The organism is Streptomyces sp. NPDC093221 (assembly GCF_044753885.1).
Classification (GTDB): Bacteria; Actinomycetota; Actinomycetes; order Streptomycetales; family Streptomycetaceae; genus Actinacidiphila.
Map to the genome: position 1 here is coordinate 389,168 of NZ_JBIVOA010000007.1, position 13,235 is coordinate 402,402.

Consider the following 13,235-nt stretch of genomic DNA (forward strand, 5'->3'; position numbering starts at 1 on the left):
CGACGCGCTCCCGCCCGGCCGTCAACTCCCCCCGCACAGCGGCGCGCCCCGGCCCCGGGCCCATCACACACCCCGCACGCCTCCGCGGCACCGGCGGCTCCGCCGCCCCCCGGAGTCGTCACCATACGTGACCACTCGTGCTTTACCGGAATGTGATCCGCATGTCTGGATCTGTTCGCCGATTGGTCGCTACAGTAAGCGCATCGAATTAATCTCAGCCTGAGAGGAATTGTGGCAACTACCTCGCTACCCCGAGCGTCCAACCGCAGCGCGGTCCTGGCGGCGCTGCTCTCGGGTGCCCAGATGGACCGTCAGCAGTTGATCGCGACCACCGGCCTGAGCCGGGCGACCGTGTTCCGGATCGTCGACGACCTGATGGAGGACCGGCTCGTCCACGAGGGCGAAAGACTGGTGCGCGAAGGCCCCGGCAGACAGTCCACCGCGGTCGGTTTCAACGCCGACTCGGCTCTGGTCTGCGGAATCGACCTCGGCGGCACCAACTGCCGGGTCGTGGTCGCCGACGCGCTGGGCCGCGCGGTGATCAGGAGCCGGGACGCGACTCCGCGCGGCGCGACCGACGAGGAGCTGGCCCGGTGGGTCGCCGACCGGGTCACCGGCCTGGTCGCCCGGTACCGGGAGGACGCGCCTTTGCGAGCGGTCACGATCGGCCTGCCCGGTGTGGTCAGCGGCGACGGCACGACCGTCCTCGCGTCGCACAATCTCGGCCAGATCAAGGGCACCGCTTTCATCGACGCGGTCTCCGACTTCGTCGGAGTTCCGCTTACTGTCGGTAACGACTCCAATGTCGCCATGCTCGGTGAGCTCCAGTACGGATCGCTCCCGGACCGGGAGACCGCGGTCCTGCTGGCGATGGGCACCGGCCTCGGCTCCGCGGTCTCGATCGACGGGCGCGTCCTGCTCGGCGAGCAGGGGCTGCTGGGCGAGTTCGGACGGCTCCCGCTGCCCGGCCGCGCCGAGCGGCTGCGCGATCTGCTGTCCGGCGCGGACCTGGTCGCGTACGCCGCCACCCGCGGCGTTCAGGTCCGCGGCGCCCAGGAACTGTTCGCCGACCCGGTGACGTACGCCGATCTCCTCGCCGAGGTGCACGCCTCGCTCGCCCACCTCGTGTCGATCGTCGCGCTCGCCTACGAGCCGAAGACCGTGGTGCTGACCGGCGGATTCTCCGAGTCGTTCGGCGCCGACGCGCTCACGGCCATCAGCGACCAGGTCGCGGAGACCGTCGGGGTGCGCAGCGCGGTCAGGCACTCCGACCTGGGGGACTCCGCGGGGCTCCTCGGCGCCATGGCGTCCTCCCTCGACCGGCACTACACGTCGCTCGGCATCAGCGCCGAGCACATCGCGGGCATCGACGTCGACCGGCACTTGGTGCTCGAACGGCTCGGCGCATGCCCCACAACCAGCACCACGCAGGGCGACCAGCCCACCCCAGCAGCAGAAAGGTGAGAAGGATGAACCGTGCACGGTGGCGGTACGCGGTCACGTCGGTCCCGGTCATGGCGCTCGCGCTGACGGCCTGTGGCGGCAGCGGCGGCGCGGACGCCGCTTCCGACGGCAAGCTGACGGTCTGGATGATGACCGGCGGCCCCGGTGACAACGCGCTCATCAAGGACGTCAACGCCGCGTTCGCCAAGCAGCACCCCGACATGAAGGTCGATGTCCAGATCCAGCAGTGGGACGGCATCGCCACGAAGATCACCACGGCGCTGGCCAGCGGGAATCCGCCGGACATCGTGGAGATGGGCAATACGCAAACCCCGCTTCAGACGTACTCCGGCGGCCTCGCCGACCTCACCGCCGAGAAGGCCGGCTTCGAGAACTCGGCGAAGTGGCTGGCGGGGCTGTCCGGCCCGTCCCAGTACGACGGCAAGCTCTACGCCACACCGCTCTACGGCGGCACGAAGGTCGTCATGTACAACAAGAAGCTCTTCGCCGACGCGGGCATCCAGCAGCCGCCCACGACGGTCGCCGAGCTCCAGGAGAACTGCGGGAAGCTGGCGGCGGCCAACAAGAAGACGGCGAATTTCTCCGGCTTCTACCTGCCGGGCCAGTACTGGTTCAACGGCATGCCGTTCCTGTTCGGCAAGGGCGGCACCATCGCCACGCAGAAGGACGGCACCTGGAAGGCCGAGATGTCCTCACCGGCCAACCAGGCGGGCCTCGCCGCGTGGCGCACCTTCCAGAACACCTGCTCCACCAAGTCCTCGGTCGGCGTCAACACCGACAGCCCCGACCAGGACCAGCTCTTCGCCGACGGCAAGGCCGCGATGGTCTACGTCAAGGCGTGGGAGCCCGCGGCGGTCCTGGAGAAGAACCCCGCGCTCAAGGACGACATCGGCTTCTTCGCGATGCCGGGCTACACCGCGGACAAGACCATGCCGGTGATCGTGTCCGGCTCGACCATCGGCATCGCGGCGAACAGCCCCGACAAGAAGGCCGCGCAGGACTGGCTGCGGATCATCACCGGCAAGCAGTTCCAGCAGAAGATGGCGCTCACCCTCAATCTGCTGCCGATCTCGCCGGACTTCACCCCGACCGGTGTTCCCGAGCAGTTGACCGTCGCGTCGAAGGCGGCGGAGATCAGCCAGCCGCTGCCGGGCAGTCCGGGCGAGGCGACGCTGGAGACCGAGCGGTACAACGAGCAGTTCTTCTCGAAGATCGCGGGCGGCGCCGATATCGCCAAGGCGTCCGCCGACTACGACAAGCACGCCACCGACGCATTCAACTCGCTCCACTAGGACCTCGGGGAACCCGATGGCAATGACCGAAAAGCGGAGCGCCCGGCGCGCTCCGACCGGTGTCCGCCCCCGGCCGCAGGCCCGGGGCGGCGCTGCCCGGCGGCGTCTGCTGCCGTGGGCGATGATCGCCCCCGCGGCTGTCGCGCTGCTGTTGATCCAGGGGTATCCCCTGCTCCGCCTGCTGGTGCTGTCCACGCAGGATTTCGGCCCCCGGTCGCTGTTCACCGGGCACGCCGATTTCGTGGGCGTCGACAATTTCACCCACCTGTTCTCCGACGCGGACTTCCGCTCGGTCCTGCTGCGCACGGTGGTCTTCACCGTGGTGTGCGTGGCACTGCTGATGGTGCTCGGATTCCTGATCGCGCATCTGCTGACCGGCGTCTCGGCGTGGGCCCGCGTGGTCACGACCGTGTCGCTGGTCCTGGTGTGGGCGATGCCGATGGTCGCGGCGACGCTGGTGTGGCAGTGGATGTACCAGCCGCAGTACGGGGTCGCGAACTGGCTGCTCACTAAGGTGCGGGTCTTCGGAGACCTCACCGCGTACGACTGGTTCTCCCACCCCCACCAGGCGCTCGGGCTCGTCATCCTGCTCACGGTCTGGAAGGGCCTGCCGTTCGTCGCGCTGACGCTCTTCGCGGCGCGCGGCCAGATATCCGAGTCGCTGTACGAGGCGGCGCGCCTGGACGGTGCGGGGACGCTACAGACATTCCGGCACATCACGATTCCGGTGCTGCGGCCGGTGCTGGCGATCCTGACCCTGCTGGAGGTCATCTGGTCGGTGAATTCGTTCACCCCGATCTGGGTGCTGACGCAGGGCGGGCCCGACGGGCAGACCACGACGCTCGGGGTGTACGCGTACATCACCGCCTTCAGCCGCAACGACTACGGCAGCGGCGCGACGATCGCGGTGGTGACCGTACTGATCCTCGCCGTGTTCTCCGTCGCCTACGTCCGCAGGACGGCGAAGCAGGGAGACGACCAGGGAGAGACGGCATGAGTATGCGCATGACCCCCGCGCGGCGCCGCCGCAGCGTCAACAACACGATCGCCGTGGTGATCTCCGCGGTGATGCTCTTCCCCGTCTACTGGATGGTGGCCACCGCGCTGAAGCCGCGCGGGAAGATCCTCAGCGCGGTGCCGCAGTTCATTCCCTGGCCGATCAGCCTGGGCAACTTCCAACGCGCCCTGGCCAAACCGCACTTCTGGGTGTTCGTGCGCAATTCGCTGACGGTGACCCTGTCGTCGGTGGTGCTGTCGCTGGTAATCGCGCTGTTCGCGGCGATCGCCATCGCCCGTTTCCGGTTCGCGGGGCGGAAGGTGCTGCTGGCGATCCTCGTTCTGGTGCAGATGATTCCGGCGGCGGCCATGGTCATCCCGGTGTATCTGATGCTGCGCTCGATCAACGCGCTGGATTACGTACCCGGCCTGGTGCTGACGTACATGACGTTCGTGCTGCCGTTCACGATCTGGACGCTGCGCGGCTTCGTGGACGGGGTCCCGGTGGAACTGGAGGAGGCGGCGCTGGTCGACGGGTGCGGCCGGTTCCAGATGTACGTACGGGTGCTGCTGCCGCTGCTGATGCCGGGCATCGTCGCCACTTCCATCTTCGCGTTCGTCAACGCGTGGGACGACTATCTGTTCGCCTACGTGATCATGAAATCGCAGGGCAATTACACGCTCCCGGTGTGGCTGGTGTCGTTCAAGACGTCGGAGAGCGTCGATTACGGCGCGATGATCGCCGCCTCCACCATTTTCTCGCTGCCGGTCCTGGTCTTCTTCCTGCTGGTGCAGCGCCGTCTTGTCGGCGGGATGACCAGCGGCGCGGTCAAGGGATGACCCGCGTGCCGCGTACCGGACCGGCTTTCGCTGTAGGGCTTACCGATCGAAGGAGTGAGGATTCCATGACCGAGCTGTCACGCCTTGCCCATGGCGTGCTGTTCCCCGCGCTGGGGCGCAAGACCGTGCCCCGGTGGGCCCGCGCCCGTGTCGAGGAGGGACTCGGCGGCTTCGTCCTGTTCGGCAAGGACATCGCCTCCGCCGAGCAGATCCGGCAGTTGACGTCCGACCTGCACGGCCTGCGTGAGCATGTGCTGCTGTCCGTCGACGAGGAGGGCGGTGACGTCAACCGGCTGGAGTCGTACGGGGGTACGTCGGTGCCCGGCAATCACGCGCTGGGGCGGCTGGACGATCCGGAGTCGACGCGTGAGGCGGCGTACCAGATCGGGCTGTCGCTGGTGGCGGCCGGCATCGACTGGGACCTGGCGCCCGCCGTCGACACGGCGGTCAATCCCCTGAGCCCGAACGGCATCCGCTGTTTCGGCGCGGACCGGACTCTGGTGGCCCGGCACGCCGCCGCGTGGGTGGAGGGTCTCCAGGCGGCGGGGGTGAGCGCGTGCGCCAAGCACTTCCCCGGCCACGGGCTGAGCTCCACCGACGCCCACCTGGGCACACCGACCGTCGACCTCTCCCGCCAGGAGCTGGTCGACCACTATCTGGACCCGTTCCGAGCGGCGATCGCGGCGGGCGTCGACAGCATCATGGTCTCCCACGTGCTGCTGACGCAGCTCGACACGGTGCCCGCCACGATCAGCCCGGCGGTTCTGACGGGTCTGCTGCGCGGTGAGCTCGGGTACGACGGGGTCGTGATCACCGACGCGCTGGAGATGCGCGGCATCAGCGATGTGGCGGGGCTGCCGGAGGCGTCGGTCCGGGCGATCGCGGCGGGCGCGGACGCGCTGTGCCTGGGCGCGTGGGCGTTCGGCGACGACGTGGACGCGGCAGCCGCGGCCCTGGTCGCGGCGGTCGAGGACGGCAGGCTCCCGGAGGAGCGGCTGCGCGAGGCCAACGCCCGTATCGCCAAGCTCGGCACGCGCCCCAGGGCGACCGGCGCCGTGCACGACGACGCGGTGGGCGCGCGGCTGGCGCGCGAGGTGGTCGAGGTCCACGGCGACCCGGTGCTGCGCGGCCGGAAGGTGATGGTGGTCCGGCTGGACCCGACGCATTCGCCCGCTCAGGGCGGTGCGTCGTGGGGGATCGCGGAGCCGTTGCGGGCGGCGGGTCTTGAGGTGGAGTCGGTGGCGGTGGCCGGTGACACGTACAACGCGGAGGGAGTGATCAGGGCCGAGATCGGCCTGTACCTGGACGAGTTCGGGTCGGACGCCGACGTCGTGCTGCTGGTCCGCAGTCCGCACCGCTTCCCCTGGCAGCGGCCGGTCCTGGACGAGGTCCTGGCCCGGTGGCCGGAGTGCGTCGTGGTCGACATGGGCGTGCCGGGCGACGACTTCGGCGGATTCCGCGGCTGGGTGCGGACGTTCGGCGCCTCCGGGGTGTGTGCGCGGGCAGCGGTGGACGTGCTGCTGGCGGCCGGGTGACCGGCGGCGGGCAGGTGCTGACCGGCGGGCGCTTCGTGCGGGCCGACGGCGGTGTGACACCGGGGTGGCTGCTGGTCCGCGGCGGTCTGATCCATGCCATGGGCGAGGGCGGTCCGCCCCCGGTGCCGGAGCCGGTGGTGGATCTGCGGGGGCGGCTGGTCGTGCCGGGGTTCGTCGATCCGCACTGTCACGGCGGGGCGGGCCGTTCGGTCTACACCGGCAACGCCGACGACGTGCGGATCGCCGCGGCCGGGCACCTCGCCCGCGGCACCACGTCGATGCTCGCGTCGGTGGCCAGCCTCGCCCTGCCCGCGATGGAGGCGGCGGCGCGCGCGGTCGCCTCGGTCATCGACGACGGATCCGCGCCCAACGTGGCGGGCATCCATTTCGAGGGGCCGTTCCTGTCGCCGGGCCGCCGCGGCGCGCAGAGCCCGGACGCGCTGCGGGCGCCGGACCGTGCGGTGGTCGAGCGACTGCTGACCGCGGCCGGGGGCCACGCGGTGTCGATGACGGTGGCTCCGGAACTGCCCGGTGCGCTGGAGCTGATCAGGGAGTACGCCGATCGTCTCGTGATCAGCCTCGGCCACACCGAAGCGTCCGCGGCGGTCTTCGCGCGGGCGGCCGGTGCGGGCGCCCGCTCGGTGACCCACCTGTTCAACGCGATGCCCCCGCTGGACCACCGGCAACCGGGCCCCGTCGCGGCGGCGCTCCTGGACCCCCGGCTGTCCTGCGAGCTGATCGTCGACGGCCACCACCTGGCCGACGACACGGTGCGCCTGGCCCACCGCACGGCAGGCGCCGACCGCCTGCTCCTGGTCAGCGACGCGATGCCGGCGGCGGGCATGGGCGACGGGACGTACCGTTTCGCGGACCGTGAGGTGACGGTGTCGGGAGGCGCGGCCCGGCTGTGCGGCACGGACACTCTCGCGGGTTCGACGCTCTTCGTGTCCCGCGCGTTCGGTCGCTCGGTCACTACGGTGGGTCTGCCGCTCGCGGACGCCGTCCGCATGTCGTCCACCACCCCGGCCCGGCTGCTGGGCCTGTCCGACCGCGGCGCCCTGCGCCCGGGCCTGCGGGCGGACTTGGTCGAGCTGGACGCGTCCCTGTCCCCGTCCCGTGTCTGGCTGGGGGGCCGCCCGGTCCTGCCCGGCGGCGGCGCGGGCCGGTAGGGGAGTCCGGTGGGCGGGCGCCCGGTGCCGGTCCGGGTGCCCGCGTGCTGGGTCCGATGAGTTCGCCGTCGTCGAACGGTCTACCCAGCGACACGACCGTTCTCGACAGGAGTGCCATGTCCACCATCCAGCCCGTGATCGTGACCGCGAACCAGGACGTTCTGCTCGGCTTCTATACGCAGTTGTTCGGTGCTGAGGAGATCTTCCGGGAGCCGGCGGAAGGCCCGGCCTTCTACCTCGGCTTGCGCATCGGCGACACCGACCTCGGGCTGGTGGCCAAGGCGGACCCGGGTACGCCTGCGGCGCCGCGGATCCTGCTCAGCATCGGTGTCGCCGACGTCGAGGAGACGCTCGGGCGGGTGGAGGCGCTGGGCGGCTCGGTCCGCGGCGGCCCCACCGACATGCCGTGGGGACAACGTGTGGCCCACATCTTGGATCCTGACGGTAATCCGGTGAATCTCACGCAGCCGGTCCCGGCGTGCTGAGGCTGCTGTGGGGTGTGTTGTTGTTGTGGTGGTGGTTGTCGTATTTGATTCGCGGTGGCTGGTGGTCCGTGCGGCGTCCCGTGGTTTCGTGTTGCGGGGCGGTATCTGTGCGGGTCAGGGGGTGGGGCGGCCGGTGAGTGTGTCAGAAAGCCGGGCGGTGCGGTCCGCCCTGCGCCGGCACGACACCGGGACAGCATTCTCCTGATGGAGAAAAGGGGCATGACAGCACTGATGTTCAAGGCCGCGTCGGCGGCGATCGGCGCTCGCTCCGGTGTGCGGGGCGTTCATCGTGGGTCCCGCACAGAGCGCTTTCGCCGTCGGACTGCGGGAGCTGGGGCTGGGGCACCGGCGGCACGGCCGGGGACATCGCGGGGGCCTCCACGCACGGGGAGGGATGCGCCGCTGGGCAGCGGCAGGGTCCAGATCGGCGTCACCGTCGAGGACGCCGAGGGCGAGGGCAAGGGGGGTCTGCGCGTAGTTCCGCGCCACGTATGCCGACGGTGGGACCCGGGATGAGTGGGTGTACGTCGCGGGGGCCGGCCACACCCTGGACCCGTCTTTCAGCTATGCCTCCAGCGTGCGCGGGATCTGGGTCCGGGAGGGCCTGGGCAACAACGGTAAGTGCACCCGGATGGCCGGGGGCATGCACACGGTCCGGCCCAAGTAACAGGGCCCCGTTTCCCCGGTGGGCGCGGCAGCGCTACACCCGCCCGGAGCTCACCGAGTGCCAGGCGCCGGACTCCGGCGCCTGGTCCTCGCTGCCGTCACCCCGTACGCCGACCGTGACCTCGTTGCCCGGCAGTTCGCCCGCGAGGAGGAGAGGCTCGGCCGCAACGGGTCGGGCCAGTGTCCCGGTCCGGCACCAGCGCTCCCAGGGCACCGCCTGCTTCGTGGCTTTCCGGCTCCGGCAGGATGGGGGCATGCTCATTGTGATCGGCGGACTCCCCGGCACCGGCAAGACCACCCTGGCCCGGCTGGCTGCGGCGCGCATCGGCGCGGTCCACCTGCGTATCGACACCATCGAACAGGCCATCGTCCGCTCGGGCCTGGCACAGCACCCCGTCGGACCGGCCGGCTACGTCATCGGATACGCGCTGGCCGAGGAACATCTCCGGCAAGGACTGACCGTGATCGCGGAATCCGTGAACCCCATGGCGGTCACCCGCGACAGCTGGCAGAGCGCGGGGACCCGGGCGGCCGTCCCCGTCGTCGAAGTGGAAGTCATCTGCTCGGACCCCGCCGAGCACCGCGAGCGCGTGACCACACGATCGATCGACATCCCCGACCTGCCCCTGCCCGACTGGCAGCAGGTCCTCAACCGCGACTACGAGCCGTGGAACCGCGAACACCTCGTCATCGACACCGCCGGACAGGACCCGCAGCAGTCACTCGCCCTGCTCCTTCACCATCTTGACCGCTCCGGCGGCCGCTAACCGAGGCCACCGAAGGCTGACGCACCGCGTTATGTCATGACCGGCTCAGCAACGGGCTCCTACCTTGTTTTTTAACCAGTTCGCCGGGGTTTGGTGCCGACCTTGTGGTGGGCCGGTCGTCGGTATGCCTCGCTGCCGGTGAGGACTCGTCCCACGTCGTGGCGCGGCGAGCCATGCGGCCCACTGGGTCAGCCTGGGGTGCAGCCGGTCCCACGCCTGGGCGGCTGCCGTGCCGTGGTGCCGGGTGTCGGTGACGGCCTACTTCTGGCCCCAGGTGGCGGGGTCGCCGAAGACGAACTCCCCGCCGTGCTTGGGCAGCCGGCCGCCCTTCGGGTGTGCCCGGTGGAACTCCTCCCACGAGGGTGCCGACCGACGCATCACCCGGTCCGAACGGGGTCGGCCCAGGGTCTCGACCGGCAGACCGGACAGCGGGTAGGCGATGCGCGGCGCGTCTAGCCGGCGTCCGGAACGATCAGGATGTCCGGATCCCCTTCACCCCACTGAACTGCGGCGATGGGGCTCTCGATGACGTCACGGACCTGGGCGGCGGTAGTGGCGGCAAGGTCGACGCCGGGGGGTGGGACGGACCGCGTCCAGGAGGGCGGACCAGGAGGTGCGGCCGGTCTCCAGCGTGACGATGACCGAGTACGGCCAACCGGGCATCGTCTGATGCTTCGCGCCGCCGCGGCCGTAGGTGTGGCAGAACGAGCGGTCCGGCACGGTGCCGGCGTCCGGCCGCAGCCACGGTGAAACGTCGACGGCCAGGACCAGCCGCCCGCCGGCCGCTCGCGGCAACGGCGCCCCGGCCAGAGCCCGCAGCCGGGTGACATCGAGCCCGCCGCGGTTCAGCCCGGCGTAGAGGGAAGCATGTTCCCGGCGATGCTCCGGCGCCAGGGCGAGATCGATAAGCGACCGCACCGGCCCGTCGGTGCACAGCACCGCGTCGGCCAGGTCGAACAGCGCGTCGGCACGGGCGGTCAGGCAGTCCTAGCAGTCCGTCCGGAACCGGGACAACCCAGCCAGGGACTCGACGCGGACAGCGTCGTGCAGCAGCCTCACCTCGCGGCCTTGGCATGATCGACAACGCACATGATCACACCAAGGCTGCGCCGCTTTCCGGAAAAGGTGGAAACGCTCCTGGCGCTGGCAGGAGACCGTCAGGCACAGACCAGTGATGCGCGGATTCGAGCGATGCCGCGCAGGATCTCGTCCCGATTCTTCGCGCGCTTGATCCACGGTGGCAGACGGGCGACCAACGTCATCTTCTTCCCGGTGTCGTACCAGGGCGCTCGTTCGCGCAGCGACGCTTGGACGAAGCGCCGCAGCAAGTCGAGGTGTTCCAGGTCGTAGGCCCACAACCACCCGTGTCGAGTCTCAATTTGGAGCCACAACGGCACGCCGAAGTATGGATCCGTCGCTGGCGCGGCGGTGCCCCGGGAGAGGGTGACAGTACGGCCGCTCCACAGCCGTGACAAGCCGCAGCTACGGCAGACCAGACGCCTCGGCCTGAACAGGGTCCGACCTCCGCAGCCAGAGCTGTCGGCCGCTGGAATGACAAGGGCGGCTTTCGCGCAGCCAGGGCATCGCACCATGATCGAGCCAAGGAAGTCGTACTTGGTGCTGCGCGGATCTCGGAACCGACCGGAGGACGAGGCCATGCGGTGAGTATGCAACTGCCCACGGAGCTAGCGCACCCCGATTCGACGCCTCGTGTGCGACCCCCTGCCATCCCCGCCGAGAGCCACGCGAAGGTTGAACAACAAGCGTACGGCGAGTATGGGCCGCCGCAGGTCGGGCTTCCTGGCTGTGGATTGGCCGGGATCAAGCCACGGCGAGCCCGGAAGCGACAGTTCACGACACGCTAATTTTGCGGCACCCCAACAGCAGAGGAGAGCCCCGTGGGCAAGGTGGTCATGTACAGCTCGGTGTCGGTGGACGGCTTCGTCGCCGACGACAAAGACCAGCCCGGACCGCTGTTCGACTGGCTGTCCAGCGGTGACGTCCCGCTGGACGAGAGCGGCGTGCTGACGGTGTCGCAGGCGTCCTACGACTACATCCGGCCGTACTGGGACCAGATCGGAGTCACCGTCGTCGGCCGCCACGTCTTCGACCTGACGGACGGCTGGGACGGGAAGCCGCCGAGCGGGATCGACCACGTGGTCGTCGTGACCCACCGGCCGATGCCCGAGGGTTGGGACCCCGAGGCGCCCTTCCACTTCGTCGGCGGCGTCGAGGCAGCCGTGGCCAAGGCACAGGAGCTCGCGGGTGACCGCCTGGTCGAGGTCGCCGCCGGCGACGTCGGTGGCCAGGTGCTCGCCGCCGGCCTGGTCGACGAGGTCCGCATGGACGTCGTGCCCGTCGTGTTCGGCTCCGGCAAGCGCTACTTCGGTTGGGCCCCCGCGCAGCACCTGTTGGAAGACCCTGACGTGGTAATCCAGGGCAACCGCGTCCTTCACCTGCGCTATCAGGTGCGCCGCTGACCGACCTAACCGGACTCCGCGAAGAAGTCCACCGCGATCGAACACACACAGGGCGCCCCCCTCGTGGCCAGACACAATGCGGTCCCCAATGCCGGGAGTTGACCTGCGGCGGTTCGAACCCCGCTGACGCGAACGACTCCCGGTCCAATTGTGTTGGCACGCGCCCGAGCTTCGGTGTCACAGGACAGCGGGGGCTACCAGCCTGTTTTGTGGCGGTTGTCGGGGTTGGCGGGGCTGTGGGCGGGACGGCGTTTGCGGGTATGGCGGATGGGGGTCGCCGGTCGGGGCTGGCTCGTGGTGCTCGGGCGGCTGCTGGACCGGGAGGGCCAGGCCGTTCAGAGTAACCGAGAACTTTATGCCGGGCTCAGTACGGTTGTCCGGGCGTGTCGCGCTGCGGGTAGGGACGTGGTGTTTGCCGTCAGGGGTGAGGAGTCCGTGGTCGCGGATGCCCTCGGCGCGGCGGTTCTCGAGATAGGCAAAACGGTTGGCCGGTGCGTGGGTGCCGGCTGTCGCCTCGTCCGGCGCCTGCGGCTGATTCTCTCGGGAGGGGGCCTGTCTGCCGTGCGGACGCGCGGCTTGTTCGGGCGAAGGGGTGGTTCGCGGGGTCCTCGTCCGGTGCGGTGTATCTGCTCCGGGATGCGTTGCGTGCCGAACTGGGTGTGCACGGTGCGCTGTCCGTCGAACAGCTCGGAGCCAAGGTGGTGGCGCTGTCCGGTGCCCGCGTGGCCCTCCGGCAGGAACGACGGCGCCTCCAGGCCCGTCAGTCCGAACTGGTGGGCCGGGGCCGGGATGCGCGCCCGGCCGCTGTCCGCTGTGTGGCCGTTGCGCGTTTCTTGTAGGGTTCCGCACTACGGGGCGGGTGCCCTTTGCCGGCGGATCGTCTGGGGCTGTGCGCGGAGTTGTTGGCCGGCGGGCTTGGGTGCCAGGGCGTGCTGGGCGTAGGTGCCGGTGTCGGACCGGCCCCAGGGCCTCGTCGCGGGTCCTGAGGGTGTGGGAGGTCCTGCGCGGTGGCGTCGGCCGCGCTGGCGATCTCCCCACGGGGCGCGGGGCAGCGTGGTGGGGTAGACCGTTTCGATGGTGCCGGAACGGATCTTGCCGTCCACCGGGTTGACGCCGCCGCCGTGCAGGGGGACGGAGTCCTGCGGTGCGTCCTTCCCGGTGGTTTCCCGGGGGTTCGCCGGCGGTTTGGGGGTCAGACGCGGGGGCACGCGGCCGCTATGGCCGATGAGACGACTGGAACACCCGCCGAAGACCACCTCCTCCTCAGCGTCGACACCAACGGTGACGGAAAACCCGACGTATGGATGACCGACACCACCGGTGACGGCAAGCCCGACCTCTACCAATTCGACACGACCGGTGACGGCGCGGTGGACGTGACCATCGTTGAAGAGCCCGGTGCGGGGGAAGCGGGACGCACCGTCATCGAAGGCGACGGAGGCCACCCCGTCTCTTCCTGACTGTCGTGCCTGCCCCGCCCCCTGTGTTCCCGGGGGCGGGGCAGGCGGGTGTGATGCGGGGTGCGGGGTCTGCCTCGTGCT

13 protein-coding genes are annotated in these 13,235 nt (G+C 70.0%); 10 read left to right on the forward strand and 3 right to left on the reverse strand.

Annotated elements, in window-relative coordinates; translation table 11 throughout:
* Positions 1-231 precede the first annotated feature (231 nt).
* The 7 genes from ACIQCJ_RS26470 to ACIQCJ_RS26500 all read left to right on the forward strand — a co-directional run bounded on the left by ACIQCJ_RS26470 (position 232) and on the right by ACIQCJ_RS26500 (position 7,781).
* Positions 232-1,464 carry an ROK family protein gene (locus ACIQCJ_RS26470; RefSeq protein WP_391164298.1) on the forward strand — a complete coding sequence of 411 codons (1,233 nt, stop codon included), beginning with the start codon at positions 232-234 and terminating at the stop codon, positions 1,462-1,464.
* 5 nt (positions 1,465-1,469) lie between these two features.
* Positions 1,470-2,756 carry an extracellular solute-binding protein gene (locus ACIQCJ_RS26475; protein WP_391051737.1) on the forward strand — a complete coding sequence of 429 codons (1,287 nt, stop codon included), beginning with the start codon at positions 1,470-1,472 and terminating at the stop codon, positions 2,754-2,756.
* Positions 2,757-2,772: 16 nt separating this feature from the next.
* On the forward strand, positions 2,773-3,753 hold the full coding sequence (locus ACIQCJ_RS26480) for a sugar ABC transporter permease (protein ID WP_355343472.1): 981 nt from the start codon (positions 2,773-2,775) through the stop codon (positions 3,751-3,753).
* Complete coding sequence (locus ACIQCJ_RS26485) at positions 3,750-4,592, forward strand: carbohydrate ABC transporter permease (protein ID WP_355343469.1); 843 nt, start codon at positions 3,750-3,752, stop codon at positions 4,590-4,592. The genes ACIQCJ_RS26480 and ACIQCJ_RS26485 overlap by 4 nt, the downstream gene beginning before the upstream one ends.
* Before the next feature lie 65 nt (positions 4,593-4,657).
* Positions 4,658-6,127 carry a glycoside hydrolase family 3 protein gene (locus ACIQCJ_RS26490; RefSeq protein WP_402712721.1) on the forward strand — a complete coding sequence of 490 codons (1,470 nt, stop codon included), beginning with the start codon at positions 4,658-4,660 and terminating at the stop codon, positions 6,125-6,127.
* Positions 6,124-7,296 carry an N-acetylglucosamine-6-phosphate deacetylase gene (gene nagA / locus ACIQCJ_RS26495; protein ID WP_402712722.1) on the forward strand — a complete coding sequence of 391 codons (1,173 nt, stop codon included), beginning with the start codon at positions 6,124-6,126 and terminating at the stop codon, positions 7,294-7,296. The genes ACIQCJ_RS26490 and nagA overlap by 4 nt, the downstream gene beginning before the upstream one ends.
* A 116-nt stretch (positions 7,297-7,412) precedes the next feature.
* A complete protein-coding gene (locus ACIQCJ_RS26500) occupies positions 7,413-7,781 on the forward strand; it encodes a VOC family protein (RefSeq protein WP_402712723.1) in 369 nt (122 codons plus the stop codon).
* A gap of 700 nt (positions 7,782-8,481) precedes the next feature.
* Here the strand turns inward: ACIQCJ_RS26500 and ACIQCJ_RS26505 are convergent.
* Positions 8,482-8,661 (reverse strand): hypothetical protein, encoded by a 180-nt coding sequence (locus ACIQCJ_RS26505; RefSeq protein ID WP_402712724.1) that lies wholly within the window; start codon positions 8,659-8,661, stop codon positions 8,482-8,484.
* A 40-nt stretch (positions 8,662-8,701) separates the two neighbouring features.
* Here ACIQCJ_RS26505 and ACIQCJ_RS26510 point away from each other — a divergent pair, with 40 nt between their 5' ends.
* Positions 8,702-9,214, forward strand: coding sequence for an AAA family ATPase (locus ACIQCJ_RS26510; protein ID WP_402712725.1), 513 nt, complete (start codon positions 8,702-8,704; stop codon positions 9,212-9,214).
* A gap of 531 nt (positions 9,215-9,745) precedes the next feature.
* Here ACIQCJ_RS26510 and ACIQCJ_RS26515 read toward each other — a convergent pair.
* Positions 9,746-10,195 carry a transposase gene (locus tag ACIQCJ_RS26515; protein WP_401857982.1) on the reverse strand — a complete coding sequence of 150 codons (450 nt, stop codon included), beginning with the start codon at positions 10,193-10,195 and terminating at the stop codon, positions 9,746-9,748.
* A 176-nt stretch (positions 10,196-10,371) separates the two neighbouring features.
* Entirely contained in the window at positions 10,372-10,872 is a 501-nt protein-coding gene (locus ACIQCJ_RS26520; RefSeq protein WP_402712726.1) for a hypothetical protein, read from the reverse strand.
* A 240-nt stretch (positions 10,873-11,112) separates the two neighbouring features.
* Here ACIQCJ_RS26520 and ACIQCJ_RS26525 point away from each other — a divergent pair, with 240 nt between their 5' ends.
* Positions 11,113-11,694 carry a dihydrofolate reductase family protein gene (locus ACIQCJ_RS26525; protein WP_402712727.1) on the forward strand — a complete coding sequence of 194 codons (582 nt, stop codon included), beginning with the start codon at positions 11,113-11,115 and terminating at the stop codon, positions 11,692-11,694.
* 1,217 nt (positions 11,695-12,911) lie between these two features.
* A complete protein-coding gene (locus tag ACIQCJ_RS26530) occupies positions 12,912-13,154 on the forward strand; it encodes a hypothetical protein (protein WP_355343450.1) in 243 nt (80 codons plus the stop codon).
* The last annotated feature ends 81 nt before the right edge of the window (positions 13,155-13,235 follow it).

What these genes read in the sequence shown, in the direction of transcription:
- ACIQCJ_RS26475 (WP_391051737.1), top strand. Translation starts at nt 1,470, where the DNA reads ATGAACCGTGCACGGTGGCGGTACGCGGTCACGTCGGTCCCGGTCATG.
- ACIQCJ_RS26480 (WP_355343472.1), top strand. Translation starts at nt 2,773, where the DNA reads ATGGCAATGACCGAAAAGCGGAGCGCCCGGCGCGCTCCGACCGGTGTC.
- ACIQCJ_RS26485 (WP_355343469.1), top strand. Translation starts at nt 3,750, where the DNA reads ATGAGTATGCGCATGACCCCCGCGCGGCGCCGCCGCAGCGTCAACAAC.
- ACIQCJ_RS26490 (WP_402712721.1), top strand. Translation starts at nt 4,658, where the DNA reads ATGACCGAGCTGTCACGCCTTGCCCATGGCGTGCTGTTCCCCGCGCTG.
- ACIQCJ_RS26500 (WP_402712723.1), top strand. Translation starts at nt 7,413, where the DNA reads ATGTCCACCATCCAGCCCGTGATCGTGACCGCGAACCAGGACGTTCTG.
- ACIQCJ_RS26510 (WP_402712725.1), top strand. Translation starts at nt 8,702, where the DNA reads ATGCTCATTGTGATCGGCGGACTCCCCGGCACCGGCAAGACCACCCTG.
- ACIQCJ_RS26520 (WP_402712726.1), bottom strand. Translation starts at nt 10,872, where the DNA reads ATGGCCTCGTCCTCCGGTCGGTTCCGAGATCCGCGCAGCACCAAGTAC.
- ACIQCJ_RS26530 (WP_355343450.1), top strand. Translation starts at nt 12,912, where the DNA reads ATGGCCGATGAGACGACTGGAACACCCGCCGAAGACCACCTCCTCCTC.